The sequence below is a fragment of the Cohnella ginsengisoli genome, from assembly GCF_029525555.1.
GTDB classification, from domain to species: Bacteria; Bacillota; Bacilli; order Paenibacillales; family Paenibacillaceae; genus Cohnella; species Cohnella ginsengisoli.
Map to the genome: position 1 here is coordinate 1,736,782 of NZ_JAPDHZ010000002.1, position 25,712 is coordinate 1,762,493.

The 25,712-nt window shown below is 61.0% G+C and carries 15 protein-coding genes and 2 pseudogenes; 6 read left to right on the forward strand and 11 right to left on the reverse strand.

Features of this window, described 5'->3' with window-relative positions:
- Positions 1-201: 201 nt before the first annotated feature.
- From OMP38_RS08320 to OMP38_RS08330, 3 genes are all read right to left on the reverse strand, one after another.
- Complete coding sequence (locus tag OMP38_RS08320) at positions 202-786, reverse strand: TetR/AcrR family transcriptional regulator (RefSeq protein ID WP_277564661.1); 585 nt, start codon at positions 784-786, stop codon at positions 202-204.
- The gene (locus OMP38_RS08325) at positions 764-1,522 is read right to left on the reverse strand and encodes an MBL fold metallo-hydrolase (protein ID WP_277564662.1); all 759 of its coding nucleotides are present in this window, start codon (positions 1,520-1,522) and stop codon (positions 764-766) included. The genes OMP38_RS08320 and OMP38_RS08325 overlap by 23 nt, the downstream gene beginning before the upstream one ends.
- A 175-nt stretch (positions 1,523-1,697) precedes the next feature.
- Positions 1,698-2,606 (reverse strand): AraC family transcriptional regulator, encoded by a 909-nt coding sequence (locus tag OMP38_RS08330; protein WP_277564663.1) that lies wholly within the window; start codon positions 2,604-2,606, stop codon positions 1,698-1,700.
- A 219-nt stretch (positions 2,607-2,825) separates the two neighbouring features.
- On the opposite strand from OMP38_RS08330, the pseudogene OMP38_RS08335 reads away from it, so the two are divergent.
- The 4 genes and pseudogenes from OMP38_RS08335 to OMP38_RS08350 form a co-directional block, all read left to right on the forward strand.
- Positions 2,826-3,062, forward strand: a pseudogene (locus OMP38_RS08335) (Atu4866 domain-containing protein); the annotation flags it as partial.
- Between the two features lie 48 nt (positions 3,063-3,110).
- Positions 3,111-4,296: pseudogene (locus tag OMP38_RS08340) on the forward strand (MFS transporter).
- An 18-nt stretch (positions 4,297-4,314) separates the two neighbouring features.
- On the forward strand, positions 4,315-5,160 hold the full coding sequence (locus tag OMP38_RS08345; protein ID WP_277564664.1) for an SDR family NAD(P)-dependent oxidoreductase: 846 nt from the start codon (positions 4,315-4,317) through the stop codon (positions 5,158-5,160).
- A gap of 166 nt (positions 5,161-5,326) precedes the next feature.
- Positions 5,327-5,974 carry a M15 family metallopeptidase gene (locus OMP38_RS08350; protein ID WP_277564665.1) on the forward strand — a complete coding sequence of 216 codons (648 nt, stop codon included), beginning with the start codon at positions 5,327-5,329 and terminating at the stop codon, positions 5,972-5,974.
- 41 nt (positions 5,975-6,015) lie between these two features.
- On the opposite strand, the gene OMP38_RS08355 is transcribed toward OMP38_RS08350, so the two are convergent.
- The 5 genes from OMP38_RS08355 to ypfJ form a co-directional block, all read right to left on the reverse strand.
- Positions 6,016-6,258, reverse strand: a complete 243-nt coding sequence (locus tag OMP38_RS08355; protein WP_277564666.1) for a cysteine-rich CWC family protein — start codon at positions 6,256-6,258, stop codon at positions 6,016-6,018.
- A gap of 16 nt (positions 6,259-6,274) precedes the next feature.
- Positions 6,275-10,084, reverse strand: a complete 3,810-nt coding sequence (locus OMP38_RS08360; protein ID WP_277564667.1) for a phospholipid carrier-dependent glycosyltransferase — start codon at positions 10,082-10,084, stop codon at positions 6,275-6,277.
- A gap of 232 nt (positions 10,085-10,316) precedes the next feature.
- A complete protein-coding gene (locus tag OMP38_RS08365; protein WP_277564668.1) occupies positions 10,317-15,959 on the reverse strand; it encodes an S-layer homology domain-containing protein in 5,643 nt (1,880 codons plus the stop codon).
- A gap of 82 nt (positions 15,960-16,041) precedes the next feature.
- On the reverse strand, positions 16,042-17,073 hold the full coding sequence (locus OMP38_RS08370; RefSeq protein WP_277564669.1) for an RICIN domain-containing protein: 1,032 nt from the start codon (positions 17,071-17,073) through the stop codon (positions 16,042-16,044).
- Positions 17,074-17,681: 608 nt separating this feature from the next.
- Positions 17,682-18,512, reverse strand: a complete 831-nt coding sequence (gene ypfJ, locus OMP38_RS08375; protein ID WP_277564670.1) for a KPN_02809 family neutral zinc metallopeptidase — start codon at positions 18,510-18,512, stop codon at positions 17,682-17,684.
- 310 nt (positions 18,513-18,822) lie between these two features.
- Here ypfJ and OMP38_RS08380 point away from each other — a divergent pair, with 310 nt between their 5' ends.
- Positions 18,823-20,085: a TraB/GumN family protein gene (locus tag OMP38_RS08380; RefSeq protein ID WP_277564671.1), complete on the forward strand. Its 1,263-nt coding sequence runs from the start codon at positions 18,823-18,825 to the stop codon at positions 20,083-20,085.
- Positions 20,086-20,183: 98 nt separating this feature from the next.
- On the opposite strand, the gene OMP38_RS08385 is transcribed toward OMP38_RS08380, so the two are convergent.
- The 3 genes from OMP38_RS08385 to OMP38_RS08395 form a co-directional block, all read right to left on the reverse strand.
- On the reverse strand, positions 20,184-21,659 hold the full coding sequence (locus tag OMP38_RS08385; RefSeq protein WP_277564672.1) for a stalk domain-containing protein: 1,476 nt from the start codon (positions 21,657-21,659) through the stop codon (positions 20,184-20,186).
- Positions 21,660-21,844: 185 nt separating this feature from the next.
- Positions 21,845-24,061, reverse strand: a complete 2,217-nt coding sequence (locus OMP38_RS08390) for a glycoside hydrolase family 31 protein (RefSeq protein WP_277564673.1) — start codon at positions 24,059-24,061, stop codon at positions 21,845-21,847.
- Entirely contained in the window at positions 23,943-24,296 is a 354-nt protein-coding gene (locus tag OMP38_RS08395; protein ID WP_277564674.1) for a hypothetical protein, read from the reverse strand. The genes OMP38_RS08390 and OMP38_RS08395 overlap by 119 nt, the downstream gene beginning before the upstream one ends.
- A 712-nt stretch (positions 24,297-25,008) precedes the next feature.
- Here OMP38_RS08395 and OMP38_RS08400 point away from each other — a divergent pair.
- Positions 25,009-25,692 (forward strand): hypothetical protein, encoded by a 684-nt coding sequence (locus OMP38_RS08400; protein ID WP_277564675.1) that lies wholly within the window; start codon positions 25,009-25,011, stop codon positions 25,690-25,692.
- The last annotated feature ends 20 nt before the right edge of the window (positions 25,693-25,712 follow it).

Below are 25,712 nucleotides of genomic sequence, written 5' to 3' on the forward strand. Positions count from 1 at the left end.
GGCTCCCTGCTTAGGAATACGATCATCGCAACGGAGCGTCAGAGGTTATCATCGGGCACGCAAAAAGCCAAAAAGGTCGGGTGCTAGGGGACTGCGGTACATTCGTCCTGTTCGAAGGGGATATTGTTAAAACGTAAAAATGAAGGCCATTTTGTTAGTTAAGGCGGCCCTCCTCTCAGCTTCTGTCTCAAGGGCGCTCGCTCAGTTCGCTTCGCCCTGCGCTCTCAAAGCCTTGACGCCGGCAATAAACGTATCCACCAGCAGACGAAAGGTGACATCCAAATCCAGCGGCATGCCGAAGCCTCCCTGGCGCTCGATCGAGACGAAGCCGTGCAGCACGCTGCGAATGCCGCGCACGGCGTGGATGGCCGCGTCTCCGCGCAGGCCGTAGGTCTCGATGACGCGGACGACGAGGGAGACGACCCGGCCGCCGGCTTCCGCGAGAACGGCGTCGTCGGGATCGGGCGCGCGCTGAACCGCTTCGTACAAGCCCGGATGCCGGCGCGCGAACGCGAGGTAAGCGCGGCTGAAGGCGCGCAGGGTTTCGTCGCCCTCGGCTTCGTCCAGCACGGCTTCGAAGCTTTCCGCCATTTTACCGAGGCCGGACAGCGCCAGCTCACGCCGCAAATCAGGCAAGCCGTTCACGTGATTGTAAAGGGAAGGCGAACGAATCTTCAGCTTTTGCGCAAGGGATGCTAACGTTACGGACTCCAGGCCGTGTTCATCGGCCATCTCCGTGGCTGCCTGCAGCAGCGTTGCCCGGTCAAGGCCGATTCGCGGTGACATGACTGGCCCCTCCTTTGCCTTGGGATTCAAGAACGCGCTCCGCGTCGCGCACCGAAGCGTTCATCGACCCGAGCGGATCCGCGACCATCCGGCCGTGTCCCACGGCCAGGAGCGTCGGTTGCAGCCCGACGAGCCGCTTGGCCGAACGGAGCGCCTCGGCAGGGCTCCAGGTCGCCATCGCCGGAAAAGGGAACAACGGCTGCATCTTCCCGGACACGGCCATGCCGCCGCGAATCTGAAACGCGTCTCCCGCGATCAACGCGCCCGTGCGCGTATCCAGAAAAGACATCGAGCCGGGCGTGTGGCCGGGCGTCGATACCGCGAGCAGCGAGCCTACGCGGTCGCCGTCGGCGAGCAGCGTGTCCGCCCGGGTACGGACGGCGCCCGGCTTCGGCACGCTGCCCTTAACGGGCGATTGCGACTCGCCCGGATCCAGCGTCTTGTCTCCGGCGAGCAGCCTGGCGTCCCTCGCCGAGATGAGGACTTCGGCGTCGGGCAGCGCGGACTTCAGCCGGTCAAGCGCGCCGATATGGTCGCCATGCGCATGCGTCAGCAGAATGCGCCGAATCGGCTTGCCGATTCGGGCCGCTGCGTCAATAATGCCCTTGGCGCTGTAGGGAAGCGCCGCGTCGACCAAGGTCAGGCCGTCCTGCTCCTCCACGAAGTACGCATTGACCGGAAAAAAGCGCGGCATGAAGGAAAGTTGGTGCACGTGCGCGCGTGTCGTCATTCGCATATTTTTAACCTCCGTTTGTCTAAACTAATCTTATTAGCTTTAATATAACTAATTGCATTAGTTTTTGCAAGCCTGATTTTTTTTGGATTTTAGATTAGACGACGATGATAACGACGACGACCCAAAAACGAAAAACTCCATCCACCCTTTTCTCCCGGTTGGATGGCGCTTCAAATTACTTAGCGTCCTGTAGGGATATAGACTCGCGAAGGCGTTTGATATCGCTTAAGGGAGGCCTGCCGAACATCCGGGCATATTCGCGGCTGAACTGGGACGGACTATCGTAGCCCACTTGAAATCCCGCATTCGCGGCTTCCGGAATATCCGAAAGCAATAAGCGGCGAGCCTCCTGCAGCCTTACTTGTTTTTGATATTGCAAGGGGCTCATGGCAGTAACTTCTTTGAAATGAGCGTGCAAGGAAGACGCGCTCATGCTTGCAGCCTTGGCGAGCTCGTCAATACGCAAAGGCTTGGCGAAATCGCGGTTGATGAGATGAATGACCTTCGCGATCCGTTGGGCATTGCTGCCGGCCACGGCGAACTGCAGGACGGCGGCGCCCTGCTCGTCCTGTAAAATCCGGTAAAGAATTTCACGAATGACCAAAGGAGCAAGCGCAGGGATATCCTGCGGCGTGTCTAATAGACGGACTAACCTCAATACGGCCTCTAGCAGGGACGGGCTCGTTTGACTTACCACCAGGCCGCGTCTGGAAACTTCCTTCAGATCCCGCTCCGAATTGAACTCCTTGATCATATCTACGATCTGATCCGTACTAAAATCCAGTTGAAGGCTAAGGTAAGGATACTGCGCCGTGGCCTTGATGATCTGTCCGGTAATCGGCAAATGGACGGAGGCGACCAGGTAGGATGCCGGATCATATCGATAACTCTCTTGTCCCAACATGATCAACTTGGATCCTTGTGCAACGATACACAAGGATGGATTATAGATCGAATAGATCGGTTGGGACGCTCCGTCGGAGCGAATGAACTTCAAGGAAGGAATGGCCGTAGCATGCGCGCCCTCAGGATACCGGTCAATAATAAAAGCCAATTCCTTCTGCTTTTTTAACGATCTCGTCATCCCCTGTCATCGTCTCCTCACAAGCTCCTTCCGCGCCCCGTTTGCGAATTATTTTATTCCGATTTGGAGGATTATGCAAGAACTCAACTGGATTCGGCTACCGGGCAGCCTCTTATTTATTACATACTGAAGTCACTGAAATGCTTTCTGGCGCCACCGTTCATTTAAAAAAAGCAGGCGTTCGTAAGCAATCCCCATTCATCAAAGGAGGAAATCAAAATGGAAAACAACAGGGGCGAACAACGATCCTATGTCGGCATGTGGGTTACCCGGGACGGTTACGTTCGGCAAGCGCTTTTACCGAATGGCCGCTATGACGAGGCTCGCGGCAATCGGAAAAGCGCTTATCAGGGCAGCTATACCATTAAGGGAGATCATATCGACTATGTGGACGATACCGGCTTCACTGCCGACGGAGAGTTTCGAGACGGCATTCTCTACCACGGCGGCATGATTTTTTTATCGGGAAAAATAAACGTTCCTATCGAGAGGAGAACGGCAAGCATGTCTAGCACGTTAAAAATCTACACATTGGCGATTCTGAGCTTCTTAGTCGGAACGTCGGAGTATATCATAGCGGGTATTTTGGATAAAATTGCAGCGACAATGGGCGTCTCGGTGGTGACGGCGGGTCAGCTGATTACCGTTTTTTCGCTCGCTTACGCGTTTGGCGCGCCGTTCATCATGGCGCTGACCGTCCGAATGGAACGTCGCAAGCTTCTCCTTTGCGCGCTGTTCTTTTTTCATACTGGGAAATGGGCTCGCTTATATAGGGCAGGGATATGAACTCCTAATCCTGTCTCGGATCATTATGGGCGTAAGCGCAGGCGTCACGGTTGTATCCGCGCTTACGATCGCGGCCAAGGTGGCCCTGCCAGGCAAGCAAGGAAGCGCGCTGGCGGCCGTGCTGATGGGCTTTACGGCTTCGTTGATTTTCGGCGTTCCGATTGGAAGAGTGATTGCCTCCGCTTACGATTGGAAGGCCGTTTTCGGTGGGATCGCATTGGTCGGCCTGCTTGCGATCGCTATCATCGCTCTCGCGATTCCGCGCGTTGACGGAGAGGAACCCGTTCCCTTGCGCAACCAACTCGCGCTCCTGAAGCAGCCGAGGATGGTCATTGCTTTATCCGTTACGTTTTTCTGGATTGCCGGCTATTCGATTTTCTATTCCTATATTTCGCCGTTGCTTCTTACGGTAACCGGGATGAGCGACAGCACCTTAAGCACCACGTTATTCGTTATCGGCATCGCCAGCTTAATCGGTTCGAGGTCCGGGGGATTCGCCACGGATAAGTGGGGCATTCATCGCGCCCTGTTCGGAGGATTGGCGGTGAATGGCATCGCGCTAATGATGATTGCCTTTACGATCCATGCGCCGTCTGCTTTGATCCCGATGTTAATCGTTTGGTCGTTCGCGGTCTGGGCGCTGGGTCCTCCGCAACAACTGCACTTAATTACGCTCGCTCCCGAATCCGCGGGAATTATGCTTAGCTTGAACAATTCGGTGCTTCAGCTCGCCATGGCCGCAGGCGCCGGAATCGGGGGCGTAGCCGTAGAGCGGATTTCAATTTCGTCCGTCGCTTGGGTTGCGGCGGCGGGAATCGTTTTGGCGATTGCGGCAGTCCTCTTGTCCCGCAGGAAACCCCGATCCGAAAAATCCGTCCAGCTGACCGGCCAGCAATCGTTTTAATACAGGAGGTTTTTATCGATGAAGCATCCCAATGTTTGGTTCGTAACAGGCTCGTCTAAAGGCTTAGGGCTAGCACTAACCCAAAAGCTATTGGCGGAAGGCTGCCGGGTCGCTGCGACGTCAAGAAATCTGGATGCGCTAACGACAGCGGTCGGCACCCGGGAAACGGATCGTTTTCTGCCTTTACAGGCGAACCTTGCCCATGAGCGAGAGGTAGAAACCGCCATTACATCTGTCATTGCCAAATTCGGCCGTGTGGATGTCATCGTCAATAATGCCGGCTATGGGCTGCAAGGAACGTTCGAATCGCTGACCGACCAGGAGATACGCGATCATTTCGATATAAACGTATTTAGCATTATGAACGTACTGCGTCATGCCATTCCTCATCTTCGAAAGGCGGGCCGAGGTCACATCTTTAATATGTCTTCCATCGGCGGGTTCAGTGGCGGTTATACCGGCTGGGGCAGCTACTCCGCCACCAAATTCGCCGTATCCGGCCTTACGGAGGCTTTGGCTGCCGAGATGAAGCCGTTCGGCGTATCGGCCACCGTCGTTTATCCCGGCGCTTTCCGTACCAGCTTCCTGACCGAACAATCGTTGGCCGTCTCGCCGAATCCGATTCTTGCGTATACGGAAGCACAGGCTTCAATCGATCGCTATCTCGAAATGTCGGGTAAACAGCAGGGAGATCCCGCTAAGGCCGCTGAAGTTTTGATGCGAATCGCCGCAGACCCCACGCCTCCGCTGCATCTGTTTTTAGGACCCGATGCTTATAAAGCGGCGAACGAAAAGATAAAGCGTGTGTTGCACGACTTGGACAGCAATAAGTATTTGACCCTTTCTACTTCATTTCAAGGATAATAGGAGGGAATCAATCCCCTCTAAACTCAAGTCGCCTTTTACGTGGTCACGCCCCTCCTTGGACATTTGGGATTCCTTCCCCTGCAACCTTATAATAGAAAATAGGATTACGAACCGCATGGGGGAGAATAATAGGGAGTAAGATCGCGTCGAAAGGAAGAGATTGATGAACTTGGAATCCTCCGGGGCGTCGCTGGCGAGAAGGCGAGCTTCTCCCTCCCGCTGGCGAGGTCGACTGCTGCTGGCCGCCTGCATCGCCGCCGCGCTGATCGTCGCCGCGAACTTGCCTGCCGTTAAATTATTGCTGCCCGCCGAGCTGTGGCGCAAAGTGCCTCCGGTCGTCTCCTTGCATCCGCTCGTCGCCGTGAAGATGAAGACGCTGAAGGCCGAGGCCGCAGCGAAGGGCATCCGGATCGCGATTACGGACGGCTTTCGCAGCGAAACGGAGCAGGACGCGCTCTATCGCAAGGGACGGAGCGCTCCGGGCGCCATCGTGACGAATGCCAAAGGCGGCCAATCGTATCATAACTACGGATTGGCCATCGACTTCGCGATCCGCGCGAAGAACGGCGACGTGCTCTGGGACATGGCGTACGACGGCAATCGCAACGGGAAATCCGACTGGATGGAAGTCGTCGGGATCGCCAAGCGGCTCGGCTTTGCCTGGGGCGGCGATTGGGAGAGCTTCCCGGATTATCCGCACCTGCAGATGGACTTCGGGCTGTCCATCCCGGAGCTGCAGCGCGGACATCGGCCGCCCGAGGATCTTCGGCTCGCGGAGGAGCGGGCGCAGCAAGCAGGAGGCAAGGCATGATAAAGAAGGTGTCCGAACCCTGATGGGGCCGGACACCTTTTTTATTTGCCGCCCGCCGCGCAAGCCGGGCAGATGCAGGTTCGCCCCCGCAGCGACAGGGGCACGCTTGCCAAGACATCCTCGCCGATCGCCCTGCGCATGCACCAGCAGGACTCTACCTCCCGGCCCGCTTCGATCGCGCAGCCGTTCGGTCCGCCGCATAGCGGGCAGCAGTCCCGGTCCGTGTTATCGGACGACATCCTGCCCGTATCTCCGCTCAGGTCGTTCGTTTTATCCGTCATCATCCGCTTCCGCGCCTCCTCAACCGTTGAAAATCCAGGAATCGAACCACCGGAGCGCGTGAACGACGTAGGATTTATCCACCGTCATGCCTGACAGGATCGGATAGAACAGGACGAACAGCAGCAACGCCGCGCCGAGGTAGCCGTAGACGTGGCCGCGCGTCATCCGCCCGCGATCCCTGCCTTCTTTCAATACGTAAACGATCAGGAGGATCACAAAGGGGACGCTCGCGAAAAAATGATAGATAAACGTCAAGCGGGACACGCCGACCCAGGGAAGATACTCCGCGGCCAAACCGATCAGCAGGAAGACGAGACGCGGGTCGCGCGCCCGGTCCTTGAAGAGCAGGAAGATCGCGGCCGCGACGGCGGCGATGCCGATCCACCAGACGGCGGGATTGCCCATCGCCACGATGCTCGACACCTGGTTCGCCGCGACGGTACCGCCGTAATACCAGATCGGCTTGATCATCAGCGGCCATTGCCACCAGCTCGACGCGAACGGATGGGTCGCCACCAGATGCGCATGGTAGTTGTACATGAACTTCTGGTAGGTCAGCATGTCGTGGAAGCCATGCCCCGGGCCCGATACGAGGAAAAACGGAATGTAGCTCGCCGTATAGATCAGCGCGGGCACGACCAGGAAAAACGGCACGCACCACAGCACGGCGCGCAGCAGGAACGCATGCTCTGCCCGGCGCCGCCAAAGCGTGATCGCGAACAATACCGCAAGTCCGCCTCCCGCGTAAATATCGATCCATTTGCTCGCAGCCCCGAGACCGAAGAACAGACCCGCCAGCGCGAGCGGCACGGCGACGCGGCGGAAACTTTCTCCCGCGAGCGCCCGTTCGTAATATTTGTACATGTACACATACATCAACAGGATGAAGAAAACGCCGTAGACATCGACGGTCGCGATGCGCGTCTGCGTGAAGTGCATGAAGTCGAACGTCAGCAAAAATGCCGCCGCGAAGGCGAGCTCGGTGCGGCCGAACATCCGCTTGGCGAGCAGGTACATGAGCGGGACCATCGCGATGCCGAGCAGCGTGCCCATGATCCGCCAGCCGAACGGGTTCATGCCGAACAGGGAGACGCCGAGCGCCATCAGCCCTTTGCCGAGCGGCGGGTGCGTCGTCTCGTACGGCTCGATATGGTGCAGGAATTCGTATGCCGTGCGGCCGTGATAGATCTCGTCGAAATACATGCTGTTGAGATAAGACGGCTTCTTCGGCACGTCGCCCGGCTCGTCGAGCAGCGCGTCGCCGCCTTCGCTCGTCTTGGCCGGCGTCAAGGTGTCGCCCTCCACGTCGCGGAACGACAGCTCGTACAGCGTCCAGCCCGGATTCGACGCCGAGACGCGCACGTACCGCTGGTTGATGGCGACGGGCTGTTCCTTCCATTGGAAGACGGAGCCGCCGTTCAGCACGAACGTCAGGGCGCTCGTCCAGCTGTTGCCGTCCGCCGATTGCGACAGCTCGATCGTGCTGTCCTCCGCTCGTCCTTCGTCCCGCGTCCCGCCGAACCAGATGACGGAGGCGACGGCCTGCGGCGCTCCGAAGTCGTACACGATGGCGCTGGCCGGCGCGGGTGGCGTCCAGCCGGACTCGGGCGCGCGCATCGAGCCGAGATTGACGAGCGCGATGATGCCGTAGACGAGCGTCAAGCCGCCGACGAGCAGGCGGTCGAGCCGGGAGAACTTGGCGTCGGACGCCGATATGGCGGTCTCGAACGCTTGTTGGGAAGGCGTGGTTTTGGACGATGCGTTTTTGGCTGAAGCATTTTTGAAAGATGCGCCGCCTTTGCCTCCTTTTGCGGAGACGGCCGTTATGGCAGGCGCGGCCGCCAGCGCCTTGCCCTTCTCCAGCGTCCAGCCGACGTAGACGGCGTAGGCCGAGATCGCGAGGTTGACGAGCGACAGGAAGCGGAAAAAGCCGTCCGTTGCAGATAGGTAATAGTTTTTGTCCAGCCCGAAGTAGAGCACGTAGGCCGCGTCCGCGAAATGCGTAAACGTAAGGCCAAGGAACATCCACAGCAAACGACGGTCCTTGAGCAGGATAAACGCGAGCAGCGCGAGCGCGACGGCCGGGTAGCCGTAACGCTCGTGCATGCTCGTCTTGAGCGCGAATACGAGCAGGAAGGTCAAGTACGCCAGGTAGGTCCAGCGCGACGCGGCTTCAAGCTTGCGATGCCGCCAGGCCAGCCAGACGACATAGGCAACGATGAGCACAACGGACAGGTTGCTCCAGAACGCCATCGCGGCCGATACCTTGACGCCGTTCAGTCCGAGCAGGCCGTACAGGTTGGCGGCGTTCAACGTCGCGTACGGATAGCTGTCGAACATCGCCTTGTAGCGCTCGACGATCCAGTCGGGAGATTGATGGATGGAAAACGGCAGTACGAGCAGTACGAAGACGGCGGCGCCGTACAGCAGCGATTCGCCCCAAGCCCTGCGGCTGCGCCGGACGGCCAGCGCCAGCAGCAGCACCGGAATGGCGACGATCGCCTGCGGCTTGATCAGCACGGCGGCGACGATGGCGGCCGTCGCATAGGGGAGCTTGCCCTCCGCGATCGCCCAGACGGCGAGCAGGATGAACAGCGCGAGGAACGAATCGATCTGGCCCCAAACGACCGAATTGTGGAACACCATCGGGTTAAAAAGATACAAGGATGCGATCGCGGCGCCCGCGGCGGCGCCGAACCGCGGACGCGCGATACGGAGCAGCACGTATGAAGCCGCGAGATCGGCCGCGATTGACGGCAGCTTGAGGAGCAGCGCCGATCCGGCGGACGGGTAGCCGACATGCATCAGCTTCTGCAGCACGCCAATGACGTACAGCACGTAAATATAGCCCGGGGGGTAATCCACGAAAATATCGGCCGTGTAAAAGCCGTGCAGTCCTGCTTCGTAGGCATGGTTCGCCCAAAAATAAAAGTCGAGGGCGTCGATCGGATGCCCCTGCATGATCGGCGCGCAGGCCGCGCGTATGAGCAAGGCACCCGTAAAGAGCAGCAGGACGGCGCCCTTGCCTTCGCGCGCCTTGCCGCCCGGCAGCCTCGCATCTCCCGCGCGGCGCAAGTAGGAGACGATGCCCCAAGCCAGTGCGGCATAAGCGGCAGCCAGCAAAAACATCATGACCGTATAGGTGCCGTGCCCGCCTCCTGCGTCTGCACCGGCGCTTGCGCCTTCGCCGCCGGACGCCGCTCCGTCGTAGGCCTCGGGCCACAGTGGAATAACGACGGCGCCGGCCGGGGCTTCCGCCAGCTTTTCGAGCGCGATGTCGTCGAAGTCCGCCCGTCCGCTGTTCAGGCTGCCGTAGCTGCCGAGACGGGCCGCGACGGTAATGCTCGTCTGGTCGGCGCCCGTCTTGCCGTACCATTCGACCTGGCGCCATTCGCCCTGCGAATCTCCGATCGCCGGAAAAGGAGCTGCGATGCCGAGCACGGACAGGTTGCCTCCCGTGCGTTCGGCGAGCCCGCCCGCGACCCGAATCCAGGCGGACAGCTTATAGACCGAATCGGCTTCGACCGCTACCGTCTGAATCCAGCGGGCGTCGTTATCGCTCGCGTTGGAGACGCTCAAATAGGCTTGGCCGCTATGGCCGCCGTCCTGCCCGACCGTCAGCGTGCTGACCGCAGCGCCGTTCGCGTCTGCCGCGTATACGTCCTGCGTCCAGCCGTCGGGCTGCCCGCTCCCGCTCGCCGCGCTCTCGGCGCCGCCATTGCGGATCAGCGCCGCAGCCTCTGCCGCGTGCGCGGCGGAAAACCCGCCTAAGCAGCCCAGCACGGTGATCAGCAGCGCCAACATCCATACCCCTATCGTTCTCCTCATGCTTCCCCCCCGACGATCTGTTCGTTCTCGCGCCAGCGGCGCGGCGCCCGGACGTCCGCGGCGCCTATGCAGGCGCCGCCGTCCGCTAACCGGCAAAAATGCGCATCCCCGCTGCGGAGCGAAGACGCGCATTTCCGCGTTCAAACCTTATTGACGATGCGTTCCAAGCATTTGTTACGGTTCGTCTTGCGTTGGCATATAAATTGGCGATGCCCGTTCATGACGGATCCGGTTAATCGGCTGCGTTCGTTAAGCCGGCCGCCTGCAGCGTACGGCTCAGCATGGCGACGGCTTCAGCTCGGGTCGCCGTCGCGCGCGGCGCGAGGCGGCCGTCCGGCAGCCCCTTCAAGATGCCGAACGAGGACGCGGTCCGAACCGCATCGGCCGACCAGCCATGGATGTCCGAAGCATCCGCGAACGCGGCGGCAGGCTTCGCCCCGCCGTCCGTCGAGGCTGGCGCGCCGGCCAGCTTCAGCGCTTGCGCAGTCATGACGGCCACCTCTTCGCGGGTGACCGTCGCCTGCGGACGGAAGCTGCCGTCCCCGAAGCCGCGGACGAGACCGTAGGCGGCCGCCGTGCGTACCTCTGCGGCATACCAGGCGCTGCCGGCTACGTCCTTGAAGCCGACGTCGCCTCCAGGATCCCGGAGGCCGAGCCCCCGGACGAGCAGCGCCGCGAATTCGGCCCGCGTGATGCTGCGCACAGGTCCGAACGCATCGTTACCGACGCCTTTGACGATAAGCTTCGACGCGAGCCGCTCGATCTCCTGCTTTGCCCAGTGATTCGACAGATCCGAAAACGTTGCGGGGTGAGAAACGACGGCGTACGCGCTGTTGCCCGGGCTGCGAATCGTAACGGTCGTGCCGCCGTCCTCGCTCGCCTGGAACAACGCCGGCACGTAGACGAACGATCCGGCGCCATCCTCGTCCGTCCTGTAGACGACCGCCGTCACCGACGCTTCGTCAAGGCGGCCCGCCGTCTTGATCGTGCGGTCGACGTAGACGCCGCCGAAGTCGCCGATCGTCTCGGTCTTCCCGCCGTTGCGGAGCTCGACGGAAAATTCGACGGGCGCCGCGACCAGCGCAAGCCCCTGACGCTTCGCCGCTTCCCGGATCGGCGGCAGGGCCGCCTCTTCGAGCGGCTTGATCCCGAAAATCCACAACGCCTTCGGATCCCGATCGTAGCCGCGATCCTTGACGAGCTTGACTGCCAGGGACAGCGGGAACCGGTACGTGGCGTCGCCGCTCGCGATCGTCAGGACCGCGTCCGGCTTGCCGGCGGCCGCTGCGAGCAGCGCCTGCACGGTAAACGGCGCGGTGCCGTCCGCCGAGGCGTTCACCGCGATCGCGTTGCCCGTCGACGCCTTCAGCTTAGCGTCGTTGGCGGCAGCCGCAGCATCGATGACGCTGCCGCCAGATCCGCTATTGCCGCCGCTGGTATCGACCGGCGGGTTTACGACCTGCGATGCCGCGACTTTAACCGTGTACGTCCGCTCTGCTCCGCCGTAGGCGATACGCAGGCGCGTCTCGCCAGTCGCGATGCCGCGCAGCAAGCCCGCGGCATCCGCGGCCGCGACAGACGCCTGGTCCGTCGCGAACGTCGACTGCGCCGTGACGTCCTTGCCCGCGGCGTCGGTCACCTTGATCGCGAGCGTTGCGCCCGCGGTCAGGGCGAAGCCGTTCAGCGAGCCCCCCTCGGCCGTCGCCGCGAACGGTTTGGCCGCGGACGCGAAGCCCTCGTTGACCTCCCGCAGGGCGAAGCCTGCGGAAGCGTTGGCGACGTCCGCGATTTTCGTGCCGCGAACGATGACGTTGTCGATGTCGGCCGCGCCCGTGACGGTCGGCGCCACTTGCACGCCGGCCGTGCCGGCGCCGTCGAGCACGAGATTTTGCAGGAGCAGCCTGCCGCCCGAGATCGCCTGGATCCCGTTGACCACGACGCCCGCGTATGTGCTGTCCAGCGCCGTATTGTCGCGCAGCACGATGTCGCCGGCCATGTTTTTCGTATCGGCGAACAGCCAGAATGCGCCAAGATTTGTCTGCAAGCCTGTATCGTAGCTGCCCGTGCGAATGAGCGTATTGCGCTCGACGACCGTCTTCCCCGCGAACGGCAGCGGGTTGAACCGCGTGGACACCGTGATGCCCGAGCCGTTTACGATCGTATCTTTGGCTATATTGTCTTGAATCCGGTTGTCCGTGCCGCCGAAGACGGCGATGTTGTTGGCCAGCCACGGCAGGCTCACCGTGTTGAAGCGCGCCGTGTTTTTCACGCTTGAGCGCCCGTCGGTCGACCACATCGCGATGCCGTCGTCGCCCGGGTACCGGACGTCGCTCTGCTCGAGCATGCTGTCCGCCGTGCCGACGCTGAAGTTGATGCCGTCCGCCATCAGGTTGCGCATGCGCAAGCCGACCATGTGCAGGCCGTGCGTGTAGGCCTCGCCGTCCTTCATCTTGGTAAGCCACAGCCCTGCTTTCGTATGCTCGATCCATACGTTCTGGAGCACGGAGCCCGGACCGAAGCCGCCGTGAAACGCATTGGTGATCGCCTCGTCGTCCCGCACGTTGATATCCCCGTCGATGAGCAGGTCGTAGACGCCGATATCGTCGCCTCGACCCACGAACTTAGCGCCCGTCAGCTGCGTGTGCCACATGCCCGCGCCGCGGATCTGGATGCGGTCCAGGTCGAGCAGGCCGTCCCGAAGCTCGTATTCGCCGGCGGGGAACCAGACGCCCTTGCCTTCGGCCTTCGCCGCCTTCATCGCGCGCTTGAAGGCCGCTGTATCGTCGATGCCGTCGTCCTTGGCCGCGCCGTAATCGTCCACGGACAGGAATCCTTCGGGCATCGGCAGCGATGCCGCCGCCTGCTCGAAGTCCGCCAGATCGATCGTGTAAAAAGGCGAGGTGCTTTCGGCATCCTTTTTCAGCGTGATCTTTGCGCCCGCAGGCACGTCGCCGATCAGCGCGTGCGTCTCGTCGAAAAAGCGGTGCCCGCTGCCCTGCGTCGGATCGTTGGACCACGGATAGCTGCCGTATTCCCAGGCGTACTTGGACGTCAGCGTCAGCTTCTGCCTGAACTGGCCGTTCACGTACAGCCCCAGCGTCTCGGTACGGCCCGCGCCGTCCGCGCTGTCGGGAATCGAGTAGCGCAGCACGATCGAATTGGCCGGACGCGCCAGCGTGAACGCGACGTAGTCGCCGGTCTCGCTTAGCTTCACGGCCTGGCGGCCGGAAGCTTCGGAGGCCGGATCGTAGTACGCGCGGGAGGCGCGCAGCAGCTCGCCGTTCGTCTCGGCATCCTCCGCCTCATAGGTCGTGAATGGCGTCGTGGCGCCTCTGTATGCCGGCGCGACGCTGTTTTTCAGCGTAAGCGAGTCGACGGCGAGCGCGACTGCCGGAGCGGCGGCTCCTTCCGTCGGCTGCAGCGCGATCGTGTTCAGTCCTTGGCGCAGCGTCAGCCGGAGCGCCGCCGTCGACCAGCCTGCGCCGGTCTGCGGGAGACTGAGGGATGCGGCGGAAAGTCCGTTGACGGCGACGTCGAGCGTCGACGCAGCGCTTGCTCCCGGAGCGGCGTAACGGACGACTGCGTCGTAGTCGCCTGCGGCCTGCGCGTTGACGGTGAAGGTCAGCTTGGCGTGCGCGCTGCCGCCCGAGTCGCTCGTGCCGCTTGTACCGCTTGCACCGTTCGCGCTTTCCGTTACCCCAACCCACCCGGAATCATATCCGTCCCCGGTATAGCCGGCCAGTTCATGATGCGCCGCGACGCCTCCGCCCATGAACGCGTTTTCCGCCTCATAGACGACATCGCCCGGCACGCGCTCATAGATCCAGCGCCCTTGAACAGCGTCGGCGGCTTTTCCGTATTCGGCGGCGCCGTCGGCATGCAGCAGCAAGCCTGCACGATCGGCTGCGCTGCGCAGCTCGAGCAGCCCCTGCGTCTCGACCGCCTCCCACTGCGAGCTCGCTTGGCCGCGCGTGCCTTCTGCCGCAGCGATCGGCTGTCCGGCCTGATCGAGCGCCAGCAGCCTTCCGCTGGCCCGATTTTGGAGCAGCTTGCGGCCGTTAAAGTCCTGCAGCAGCCATTGTGCGGCGGCGCCGCTCTCGTTCGCAAGCGCGATCGCGCCGTCTCGGTCCGCAAGCCATCCCCCGCCACTGCCGATCCGCGTATAGGCGGTATCGTCGAAGATCGGCGTCGCCGTGACCGTATTCGCCGCGCCGCCGTCGTCCGGCGTCACGTAATCCGCCGGCGCCGCAGCGAAGCTCCAGCGCGCCGTCCCGAAGGAGAGGGGCACGAGTCCGCGCTCCGCGTAGCCCGCGGCGTTGTCCGTGTGGACGTATTCGTCGTCGTAGCCGGCGGCCAGATTGCGGATCAACCATTTACCGGCGGAAGCGGCCGAAGCCTCGATCGACCAGTTTGCAGCCGCATCCGCAGTGTCCGCAGCCGGCAAGCTCTCGATATACCGGTAATCCGGCGTCAGCGTCATCCGGTGTCCGGTCGCCCGGTTTTCGATGCGGGTCGCGCCGTCCTGCTGAACGAGCCGCCAATGACCGAACCCGTTGTTCTCGGCGATGCTCCCGTACAGGACGACGCCGCTGCGGTTTTCATAAAGGTACTGGCCGTTCGCTTCGTTCTGGATACGAATGTAGCCTTCGGGCGCCTCCGGCTTCAGCTTGACCGGTTCCGCCTTGAACAGCGCGTCGTCCGTGAAGTCGCCGCCGCCCGACTTGACCGTCTTGCTCACTTTTGTGCCGCCTGCGCCATCTGTATAAATATAATGGCCGGCCCAGCCGCTGCGGATCGCGGTATACCCGCTATCGGATGCCGCCTCCAGGTACCACTTGGCGCTTCCCCAAGATTCATACACGACCGCTTCCGTACCGAGCGGCAGGTTCGGGGCATCTTCCGACTCGTGTCCCGCCATGTTTTCCATCGCAATGTAGTGGCCCGTCTCGACATTCTTCAGTCGCTTGGCTCCGCTCCCCGCGTCCTCGACGTACCACACGGCGCGCATGTCGGAATCCGGCAGATTCGCGTATCGCACCTTGCCCGCCGCTTCGCCATCCGTTTCCTCATAGAGCGATTGTCCTTGCTTGTTCGTCAAACGCAGGTGCGCAGGTCCCGCGTCGTCCACCGGGATCAGCGTCCAGTGCGGACTGCCCCAGTTCCGGTTGATTTCGGCGTATTCCGCGTATTTGTTCAGGTTTTGCAGGTTGACCAGCTTCTGAACCTCCTGGTTTTTCACCCGGTCCGCCACGTTGTAGATCAGCTTGGCGCCGCCTGCGAGCGATTCGACGACCCACACCGCGCTCGTCCAGTCGTCCGAGACGTCGGTGACGCGGATATGGCCCGCCGTCATGTCCTGCAGGTTGACATAGTGACCGGTGGCGCGGTTTTTGATTCGCTTGCGGCCCTGATACTTCTCGATCAGCCATTGGTCCCGGCCGTCCGATCGGGGGTTGCCGTATTTCAAATCTCCGCCGTCGTCCTCGTACCAGACGAAGGGCTTCCACTCGTTCTGGATGCGCACGTACTGCGGCGAGCCGTCCGTCCGCGCAGACGGATCCTCGAGCAGCCACTGCGCGGCGTCGGCGTCCGGATCGGAGGCGCCCGCGCGCAGGACGCCGTCCTGGAGCAGCAGCAGACCTGAGCCGTCCGCCGCGGCGATGTTCACGTAGTCGTCGTACATTTCGGAGGGCGCGAGCTGCCATTGATAAACCGCCGACGTGACCGACGCGGCAGGGCTTACCGCGAGCGGATCGCCGGATGCCAGATAGCTGCCCGTCGCCGCATTGCGGATGCGCTTTTTGCCGTCCTGGTCTTCGACGATCCACTGGTAAGCCGGATCGTTCTCCCGGCCGGCCGCCAGCGCGCCGTGCATCAGCAGGCCGCCCTCTCCTTCATAAAGATAGTCCGTGCCGACATCCGCTGCCGTGTAGTTGACGATGCGAACCGGCTTGACGTCATAGGCAGGCGCGATTTTCCAATGCGCGTTGCTCCTCCCCCGCGTTCGACCAATCGTTGGACCGCGCGTACGTATCCTCGAACTGCGTATTGAGCACAAAGGCAGGATGGTCTGCGCTTGCGATGGAGACGAATCCCGGAACGGGATCGCCGTTCTCCGCCGCGGCAGACGCGATCGTCCATCGCTGCGCCCCGGCCGCGGACGCCGGAGCCGTCTCGATCCTGCGCCAATAATTGTCCGCGTCGAACTGTTCGATATAGTCGCCCGTCGCCCGATTGCGAAGGCGCACGATCTGCGTCGCGCCGGCGCCGCCCGACTCGACCTCCACGTACCAATGCGCCCTTGTATCCGTCGGATCGAGCTTGCCGAAGGCGACTACGTTCCGCGTGCGCCCTTTTTCCGGATTGGCGGTCTCGTACAGGAGCTGTCCCGCCCGGAATTCGTTCGCGATGAGCAACGGCTGAAGCGTCTCCGCCGGCTCGAACATCCACTGCGGGCTCTCGAACGTAATGTTGATGTCGTTGCTGGCCTCGGCATAACCGAGCTGGTCCTCCTCGTGAATGACCAGGTTCGCGCTCGGATCGGCCGTCGCGCTCTTGATAACCTTGTAGCCCGGACGGCTGGCATCTTCGATGAGCCACTGATCGGCAGCCGTGCTGACGGCGATCTCGCGGGCGACGAGCGCATCCCGGCGCTTCGCCGTCTCGGCGATCGTGACGTAGTGGCCGGTAGCGCGGTTCCGGATGCGCGTCCCGCCGGCTGCCGGTTCCAGCCGCCACTGCGACGAGGCGTCGTCCAGCGCCGTCCGCCCGTAACGCACGATGCCGTCCGAGCTTTCGTACAAATAATTGCTCTGCCATTTATTTTTGATGCGTATGTAGGCCGGCGCCGTGGCGCCTGCGCCTCCCGCATCCGTCTCCTGCAATCGCTGCGGCTCTTGCTGCGCGGTCTCCGCCGCGAACGCAGGCATTGACGTCAGCATCAGCAGCGCCGTCATGCACGCCGCGAGCCATTTTCTCCAACTGGACATGGTCTGGTGGCCTCCCCATAAAATGGAATCCCTCTCATCGTAAAATGAAAACGATTCCATGACGATGTGCGTTTATGGGCGTTCTAGGCGCAAAATTACGAAGTTGACAGGGGTGGCGGGGGAAGGAAGGTCAGCGCGGCTTTGGGCGCTAAGACGACGGCGATAGCTCAAGTCCGCTCGCCTCGTTGCTAGATCGCAGAAGTCCCGGATAGGAACAAACCAGTCCGCTCGCCTCGTCGCTAGTTTGCAGAAGTCCCGGTTAGGAACAAACCGGCCAGCCCGCTTCGTCGCTAGATCGCAGAAGTCCCGATTAGGAACAAACCAGACCGCTCGCCTCGTCGCTAGATCGCAGAAGCCACGGATAGGAACAAACCAGACCGCTCGCCTCGTCGCTAGATCGCAGAAGTCCCGGATAGGAACAAACCAGCCCGCTCGCTTCGTCGCTAGATCACAGAAGTCCCGGACAGGAACATCTTGCGCTTATCAGCGCATTGTCGGCTCAGCCCGAGCCCTTCGCTAGCGGCGTTAGCACTTTTTTATGCTCATCGGCATCGCCGGAACGCCAAAAAGCCGCCGACTTCCCGGCGGCTAGATCCTGATGGCACAGCCTACAAATTTTTCGCGCCGAACGTATCTCCGCCTTCGATCGTGCCGCTGTCGAAGCCCTTCTGGAACCATTTCATCCGCTGCTCCGACGTGCCGTGCGTAAAGCTTTCGGGCACGACGTAGCCTTGCGATTTTTTCTGGAGCGTGTCGTCGCCGACCGCGCTGGCCGCCGTGATGGCTTCTTCGAGGTCACCCTGTTCGAGCACGTTCATGTCCTTCGCGTGATGCGCCCAGACGCCTGCGAAGTAGTCTGCCTGCAGCTCGGTGCGCACGGATTGGGCGTTCGTTTGCTTCGCGCCCATGTTCGTCGTGCCAAGCAGCGTCTGCACGTGGTGCCCGACTTCGTGCGCGATTACGTACGCCATGGCGAAGTCGCCCGGCGCCTGGAACTTCGTTTTCAGCTCGTCATAGAAGCTGAGGTCGATATACAGCTTGTGGTCGCCCGGACAATAGAAGGGTCCGACGGAGGCCCCCGCGGTGCCGCACGCGGACTGTACGCTGTCATTGTAGAGGACGAGCGTCGGATCCTCGTATTTTAATCCCTTTTCCGCAAAAATCTGCGTCCATACATCCTCCGTATCCGCCAGGACGACCGATACGAATTGGGCCAGCTCCTCTTCCTGCTGGCTTCCCTGATAGGGCGTATCGCTGCCGGAGCTCGTCGACGTACCCGTCATATTGTTCAAAATGCTGCCGATGTCGCCGCCGCCGAACAGCAGCGCGATCACCAGCACGACGATGCCGCCGATGCCGCCGCCGACGAGCTTGCCGCCGCCGCTCATGCCCCGCCGGTCCTCCACGTTCGCGCTGCCCCGTCTTCCTTGCCATTGCATATCGGTTTCCTCCTGCCGTGTTTTAACGTCCATGCCGTCTATCGCTTTCTTCGCTTGCGATGCCAGACCGCTTGCTTGGCGAACGGCCGGCGAGCTGCCCGCGAGTTGCTTAATAGCTCTTACCCGGCGACCCGGCGCGCGCAACTGCACAATCGTACCATGTCCAAGGACCGACAAATCCGGACCGGAAAATCTGCTTTCTCTGTTTCATATTTCCTAATTCTGTATACATTCAGATAGGTTTAAAGATTTATCATGATCGTTTCAAATCAGGCAGTCGCCAAATCAGACGGACAGGAGTGTTGTACAGTTGAAAAAGCTCGGAGCTCTCTTTCTTTCTCTCATTCTGGCAGTAAGCGTCTTTTCCGGCGCGGCCTCTGCCGCCGCCAAACCTGTCAGCGTCTGGATGGACGGCGCGGCCGTCTCGTTCAAGCAAGGCGCGCCGATGGTCGAAAACGGCACGACGCTCGTGCCGCTGCGGCCGTTGATCGAGAAGCTCGGCGTGAATCTTTATTGGGACAGCAAAACCCAAACGGTAACGGGAACGAAAAGCGGATTGTCCTTCGCCCTCCAGGTCGGCAACGACACGGCCGTCGTCAACGGCGTCGTAGAGGCGCTCGATGCGGTGCCTCGCATCATCCGCGGCACGACCTATGTCCCGCTGCGCTTCGTCGCCGAAGCGGTCGGCTACAAAGTAACCTGGGACGCAAAAAACAACGCGGTGGCGCTGGCGCCAGCCGGTCAGCCCGGCGGCAGCAAGGGGTTCCTCTGGAAGGCGGAGAAAAACGGCAACACCGTCTACCTGCTGGGCTCCATTCACGTCGCCCAAGCGAAAATGTATCCGCTTCGCGCGGAGATCGAGGCCGCCTACAAGGCTTCGAGCTATCTCGGCGTCGAAGTCGACATGACGAAGGTGGACGCGGACGCGATGGAGAAGCTCGTCGAAGACAAAGGCACTTATAAAGACGGGACGACGCTAAAGGATCATATTTCCGCCGAAACGTACCGGGCGCTCGTCGACATCCTGAAGGCGAATCAACTGGACGTGACTGCATTCGACAAATACGAGCCATGGGTCGTCGCCCAATCGCTCCCGTCCTTGCAAGGCGAATCCGACGGCTATCAGGCGAACCTCGGCATCGATGTGTATCTCATGGGAAAAGCCGCCCAGGACAACAAGCTGATCGTCCCGCTCGAGTCGGCGGAGAGTCAACTGGACACGTTCGACCGCTTTTCTACCACCCTTCAGGAAGCGCAGTTGAAGGAGGCGATCTACGCTTACAACCTGCCAAGCGCCCAAGACGGCGCGGCGATCGATGCGCTCACGCGCATGTGGGTCACGGGGGACGAGGACGCGCTCGTCGAGATGACCAAGGCGTCCGAGGAAAATCAGGAGTATTACAAAGCGCTCATTATCGACCGCAACCTGACGATGACGGGCAAGATCGAAGGCTACCTGAACGACGACGAAAACGTCACCCGCATGGTCGTCGTCGGCGCGGCCCATATGCTCGGCAACGACGGGATCGTCACGCATCTGAAAAACGACGGTTATACGGTCACGAAGCTGTAAGCGGAAGGAACGCCGTCCGGGCGGTAAACGGATAAGCGCTTCGGCGCAAAAAGGATCGGGCCCCGCTTAGGAGGACCGATCCTTTCTTTTGCCTTGCGTTATGCCTGGCGGCTCAGGCTAAGCTCGCCCGACTTGGCGTTCCAGACGACCGCGATCCCCAGCTGCTTGAACAAGGAAGCCGGTACCATGATCGCGCCTGCGGATAGATACGGTTTGCCGGCCAGCGTCGCCGGCGAGCCGTCGATCGTCGCTTGCGAGTCGTTGAACCGGAAGACGGCCGCAGCCTTGCCAAGCGCGATCTCATAGGCGCCGTCCTGCGTTGCTTGGAAGGTCCCGCCAAGCGAGCGTACCGTATCCTTAAGCGGCACATAGACGCGATCCGCCGCCATCGCCGCCGGATAGCCCGAGGCAAGCGGCTTGCCGTCGACCAGTACGCCGATCGCAGGCAGCACGCGCGCAGGCCGATAAAGCATCCGCGCGTCGTTCACGTTGGGCGAGCCCGCCTCGAACCACTGGTTTCCGCCGAAGCCCCACAGCCGGCCCAGCGCGTCGATCGCGAGACCGTGATGGTAGCCCACTGCGATCTCGTGGATACCCGACAAGCCGCCGATCTTGCCGGCCTTGCCCGTCAGCCAATTGTCCGTCGTCCATACGTCGCCTGCGGCGGTAAGGAGCAGCCCGCTGTCCGCCTCTTTGGCTTGCAGCGAGGACATAAGTGGCACCGGCTTGCCCTTGAGTCTAATTTGATCGGGCTTCAACTGCTGATACAGCGCGTCTAAGTCTATCTGGGCCTGCCACGCTCTGCCATGGGTATCGACGCCGACGAGCTGATTCCCGCCGGACACCTGCCTCATCGCCGGTAGCCCTGCGAGACGCGCCGGAGTCAGGACTGTCATCCCGCTGCCGTCAGGCTTTCGAATCGCCCCGAAGCCCCAGACGGCGCCTGCGCCGTCGATCGCGTACACGAGATCGCCTCTGGCGGTCATGCTCGCGAAGCGATAAGTGCCTGCGATCTGCGCGACGGCGATCTTGGGCTTGTCCCCTGCCTGCGGCTCGTAGGTCCATCTCCAAAGCGTGCCGTCCTTCTTGAGGGCGAAGCCCGGCACGGCCGCCTTCGCGTCCTGCAATCCGGGGATTTGCGTCGGCCGCGTCGTGCCGCCCTGTACCGCGCCTCTCGAGCCCCACTCCCAGACGGTTCCGTCCGTCGCGACGCCAGCCTGCGTACCGACGCCGTTCGTCGAGATCGCGGCAATCGCCGGCAACCCATAGAGACGGACCGGCCTGTCGATGTCGCTCGTGACGCGGGATTCCAGGACGCCGAGCTCGCCGAACAGCGTCCGGCCCCAGGCCCAGACCGAGCCGTCCGCGCGCAGGGCGGTCGAGTAGTAATCGCCGGCGACAACTTGCATGAAGGCGTGCGGGTTGGTTGCGACGATGCCCGGTGCGGCGACAGCCGAAGAAGCCGCCGGGGTGACGGCAGTCGTCGGCGCAGCGGCCGATGCGATGCCGCCTGAAGGCAGAAGAAGCGCTGTGGCCAGCAGCACGTGCGGCAGTCCTCTTGCTAATATCGACAATCCAATCCCTTCCTCTCCTCTTACAGCCTGTTAATAGGAATAGACGCGGCGTATCCGCCAAAGGTTTCCCAATATACGGAAAACGGTCTCCGGCTGTCGTGCCGGAGACCTGTTCTTTTTAGTATATATTTGTTCGGACCGAGCGTACGCACTGCCCGCCTATTCGTCCCGGACCGGCAACTCCATTAGAAAAAACGAAGTTCGAAATTGCCCGCCGCGCCCTCGACGACAGCGTGAAGCTGCCGGGTTTCGGCGTCGTATGTCCATTCTCGCAGCGTGGCGCCAGAAACGATCGCTTGCGCGGGCGCCGAAGACAGCTGCCGCACCACGATCCGGAGCGTCTGCTTGTCGGCGTTCGCGCCCTCTTCCTCCTTCTCGATCCCGTGCGGCAAGCCGTCGTGCGCCGGTTGGCAGCGCAGCGTGCTCGAGCCGCTATGCTCCGACCAGCTGAACTCGCGAAGCCGATATGCCCCTTGCTCGTACGCATACGTCCTGCCGTCGTCTTCATACAGACGGAATTGGCCGTCTCCTCCCGCATAAATGGTCAGCGTGAGCGGCGCTGACTGCGCCGCTTCGTCGTCCGCGTACATCGCTAGCGGCTGCTCCGCAAGGATCCCGCCCGCGCGGACGTACATCGGCATCGTCGCCAGCGGCGCTTCCGCGAGGATCCAGCGACCGCCCTCGTGACGCTCGCCCGTCCAGTAATCGATCCAGACGCCTGCCGGCAAATAAACGGCGCGCGAGAACGTGCCGGGACGCAGGATCGGCGCGATCAGCAAGTCCGGCCCGAAGAGGAACTGGTCGCACAGATTGTAGACGTTCGCGTCGTCCGGGAATTCCATGAGCAGCGGCCGCACGATCGGAAGTCCCGACACGGATGTCTCGTAGAATAGTGAATACAGCGTCGGCATGTGCCGATAACGCAGACCGATATAGCTGCGGCAGATGTCTTCCACCTTTTCCCCGAACAACCAGGGCTCCTGCCGGATCGTATCGATGGCGCTGTGATTGCGGCAGAACGGAGTGAACGCGCCCACCTGCGTCCAGCGCGCCAGCAGCTCGCCCGTCGTATGGTGAGAAAAGCCGCCGATATCCGGTCCCGCGAACGCGACGCCTGAAAGGCCCAGATTAAGCACCATCGGGATACTCATCGCGAGGTGCTCCCAGTAAGCCCGGTTGTCGCCCGTCCACACGGTCGCATATCGCTGAATGCCTGCGTAGCCGGCGCGCGTCAGCACAAAAGGACGCTCGCCGCTCAGGTGACGCTTCATGCCCTCCTGCGTCGCCTTCGACATGAGCATGCCGTACAAATTGTGCAGTTCGCCGTGCGTCTTGGGATCGCCGTTGTTGGCGTGAACGACGTCGAGATCCATCGTCTTGGCATCGTTGAAGACGGACGGCTCGTTCATATCGTTCCAGATGCCTTTGATGCCGTGGCTCGTGTAATGGACGTGAAGGTCGCCCCACCACGCTGCGGCGCCGTCGTCCGTGAAGTCCGGAAACGCGCTTGGCCCCGGCCATACCGGACCGATAAAAATCTCGCCCTCGAGCTTGCGGCAAAAGTACCCGTTGTGGACGCCCTGCCGATACACGGGATACGAAGGGTCCTTCTTCACGCCCGGATCGACGATCGGAACGAGCTGGAAGCCGAGCGCCTCAAGCTCGCGCATCATCTCATGCGGCCGCGGAAACGCGACGGGATCCCAGGTGAACACACGGTACTCGTCCATATAGTGAATGTCCAGGTACAGCACGTCGCAGGGAATTTGTTTTTTCCTGAAGGTGCGCGCCACCTGCAGCACTTCTTCCTGGCTCATATAGCTGTAACGGGACTGCTGATAGCCGATCGACCACTTCGGCGGCAGCGGCGTACGACCGATGAGCGCCGTGAGATGGCGGACGACATCCTTGAGCGTCGGTCCCTGGACGATATAGAGATCCAGCGCGCCCTTCTCCGCCGAGATCTGATAGCGATCCGCGCGAGTGCGCATGTCGAATGCGGTGCGTCCCGGGTTGTCGAGCAGCACGCCGTAAGCAGGGAGGCCGTAACGGAAATGGATGCTCCACGGAATCGACTGGTACAACGCCTCGATATCCGGCACATGCGGCGCGTACACGTCGCTGTTCCACATCTCGTAGCGCTCGCCCTTTTTATCGAGGAAGCCCGTCTTCTCGCCGAGCCCGTAAAAATGAGAGCGATCGTCCATCGCCAGCAGCGCCGTCTGGGAACGCTTCTCGTTCCATTCGATGCCGAGCAGGTTGGCCAGCAGCCCGCCGCGGTCGTCATAGACCTTGAAGCTGAAAGGGGACTTGACGGCGACCGCCCGCAGGCCCGGCGAAGCGATCGTGTAAGCTTCCTCGTCTTCGGACAGTACGATCTCTCCGGATGGAGCTATCGGCAAGATGGCGGTCGTCGTGCCGAGATCGGGGAGCGTTTTCGTCGAAAAAGACTTTGAGTCTTAAAATGCCCGCCGCGACGGGGACGATCGCCAGATTCGCGTTGTCGCCATAGAGAACGACGCCGTTGTCTTCCAATCGCGAAGCGCCGGTCAGTCGGCCGATCCGGCTGAGCGAATGCTTGAACGGGTCCTTGCCAGGACCCTGATGATCGGGATGAATCTCTTCGCTAGTCAACATGCGATGTGACACCTCTGCCTACTGAAGATTGCTCCATCATAGCAGACGGCATTGGGGCGCGTAATAAGCGGGACTACGCATTGTATGCGCAGGATTACGGAGGTGAAATGTTCCCGGATAGGAACTAACCTCCCCGCCGAGTCTCTCAGTCGCAGAAGTCCCGGACAGAAACTAACCAACCTCCCCGCCGGGTCTCTCAGTCGCAGAAGTCCCAGTTAGAAACTAACCAACCTCTCCGCCGGGTCTCTCAGTCGCAGAAGTCCCGGACAGAAACTAACCAACCTCCCCGCCGAGTCTCTCAGTCGCAGAAGTCCCAGACAGGAACTAACCAGCCTCCCCGCCGAGTCTCTCAGTCGCAGAAGTCCCAGTTAGAAACTAACCAACCTCCCCGCCGAGTCTCTCAGTCGCAGAAGTCCCAGACAGGAACTAACCAACCTACGCGCCGGGCCTCTCAGTCGCAGAAGTCCCAGTTAGAAACTAACTCGACCGCCTACCGAGTCGCTATGCCGAAGAAATCTCGGTTAGAAACAAAAGTAGCTTCCCCCCTTTTGCACGCCGAACCTGAGAATAAATCTCTGTCTTGTCTACACCGGCAAAGTCAGGTAAGCTAAGAACTACAGCAATTGATATGCAGCCTGAAGCACAGGCCGTCTGCTCCGAAGCGATTCGGACGGGCGGCCTTTTTATTTTGTTCCCGAGGGGGGGATTAATCATGGCAGACCGCTTGTTCGAGACGGCTTATCAGGAAATGATGGCAAAGGCGATCCGCAGCAGTAAAGGCGAGCGAAAAAGGAGACTGAAGGACTGCGACAGATACAACGAAAAGTTAGCTCTCGAGAGCGTGTGGTGGCCGGCCGTCGGCAATCTCGATTACATTTTTCCAGAATACGAAGTGGCTGATTTCAATGGGGTCATTCGATTTGTTGACAATGCCTATGTACCGCCAGGCGCTCGCAGAGGTATGTTCATGGAATCGGATGCTTACGGAACTCATTATAGAGACGTAAACCGGTACAGATTTGCGGACAATCTTGAGCGGCAAAATCTCTTCCTCATCGATGGCTGGCATATTCTACGATTTAGTAGAGACGATATGTTGGAAAGATCCAAACGTTGTCAGCAAACGTTATTAATGGCGATGGCGGCTTGGGGATACGGTGGCAACGGAGCTAACGCGCTTGAATTAAGTCTAAATGAACGTGCGATATTGCATTGGTGCGGCAAGCAGAGAAGCACGATCAAGATCAAAGAGGTAATGTCCGCGCTCAAAATCGGTCATCAAGCGGCTTTTGCGGGATTGCAAGCCTTGGATGCGAAAGGGATCGTTAAATCAAATCAAACGCCTAGCGGTCGAATCACAAGTTACGCAGTACTGCCCAAATTGTATAAAATTTAATGTAATGGAAGCTTCGGCAG

Coding starts and splice junctions, on each gene's coding strand:
- OMP38_RS08320 (WP_277564661.1), bottom strand. CDS start 786: ATGTCACCGCGAATCGGCCTTGACCGGGCAACGCTGCTGCAGGCAGCC.
- OMP38_RS08325 (WP_277564662.1), bottom strand. CDS start 1,522: ATGCGAATGACGACACGCGCGCACGTGCACCAACTTTCCTTCATGCCG.
- OMP38_RS08330 (WP_277564663.1), bottom strand. CDS start 2,606: ATGACGAGATCGTTAAAAAAGCAGAAGGAATTGGCTTTTATTATTGAC.
- OMP38_RS08345 (WP_277564664.1), top strand. CDS start 4,315: ATGAAGCATCCCAATGTTTGGTTCGTAACAGGCTCGTCTAAAGGCTTA.
- OMP38_RS08350 (WP_277564665.1), top strand. CDS start 5,327: ATGAACTTGGAATCCTCCGGGGCGTCGCTGGCGAGAAGGCGAGCTTCT.
- OMP38_RS08355 (WP_277564666.1), bottom strand. CDS start 6,258: ATGATGACGGATAAAACGAACGACCTGAGCGGAGATACGGGCAGGATG.
- OMP38_RS08360 (WP_277564667.1), bottom strand. CDS start 10,084: ATGAGGAGAACGATAGGGGTATGGATGTTGGCGCTGCTGATCACCGTG.
- OMP38_RS08365 (WP_277564668.1), bottom strand. CDS start 15,959: ATGCACGGCGCGCTGGCGGCCGGCCGGGAGAACGATCCGGCTTACCAG.
- OMP38_RS08370 (WP_277564669.1), bottom strand. CDS start 17,073: ATGTCCAGTTGGAGAAAATGGCTCGCGGCGTGCATGACGGCGCTGCTG.
- ypfJ (WP_277564670.1), bottom strand. CDS start 18,512: ATGCAATGGCAAGGAAGACGGGGCAGCGCGAACGTGGAGGACCGGCGG.
- OMP38_RS08395 (WP_277564674.1), bottom strand. CDS start 24,296: ATGTTGACTAGCGAAGAGATTCATCCCGATCATCAGGGTCCTGGCAAG.
- OMP38_RS08400 (WP_277564675.1), top strand. CDS start 25,009: ATGGCAGACCGCTTGTTCGAGACGGCTTATCAGGAAATGATGGCAAAG.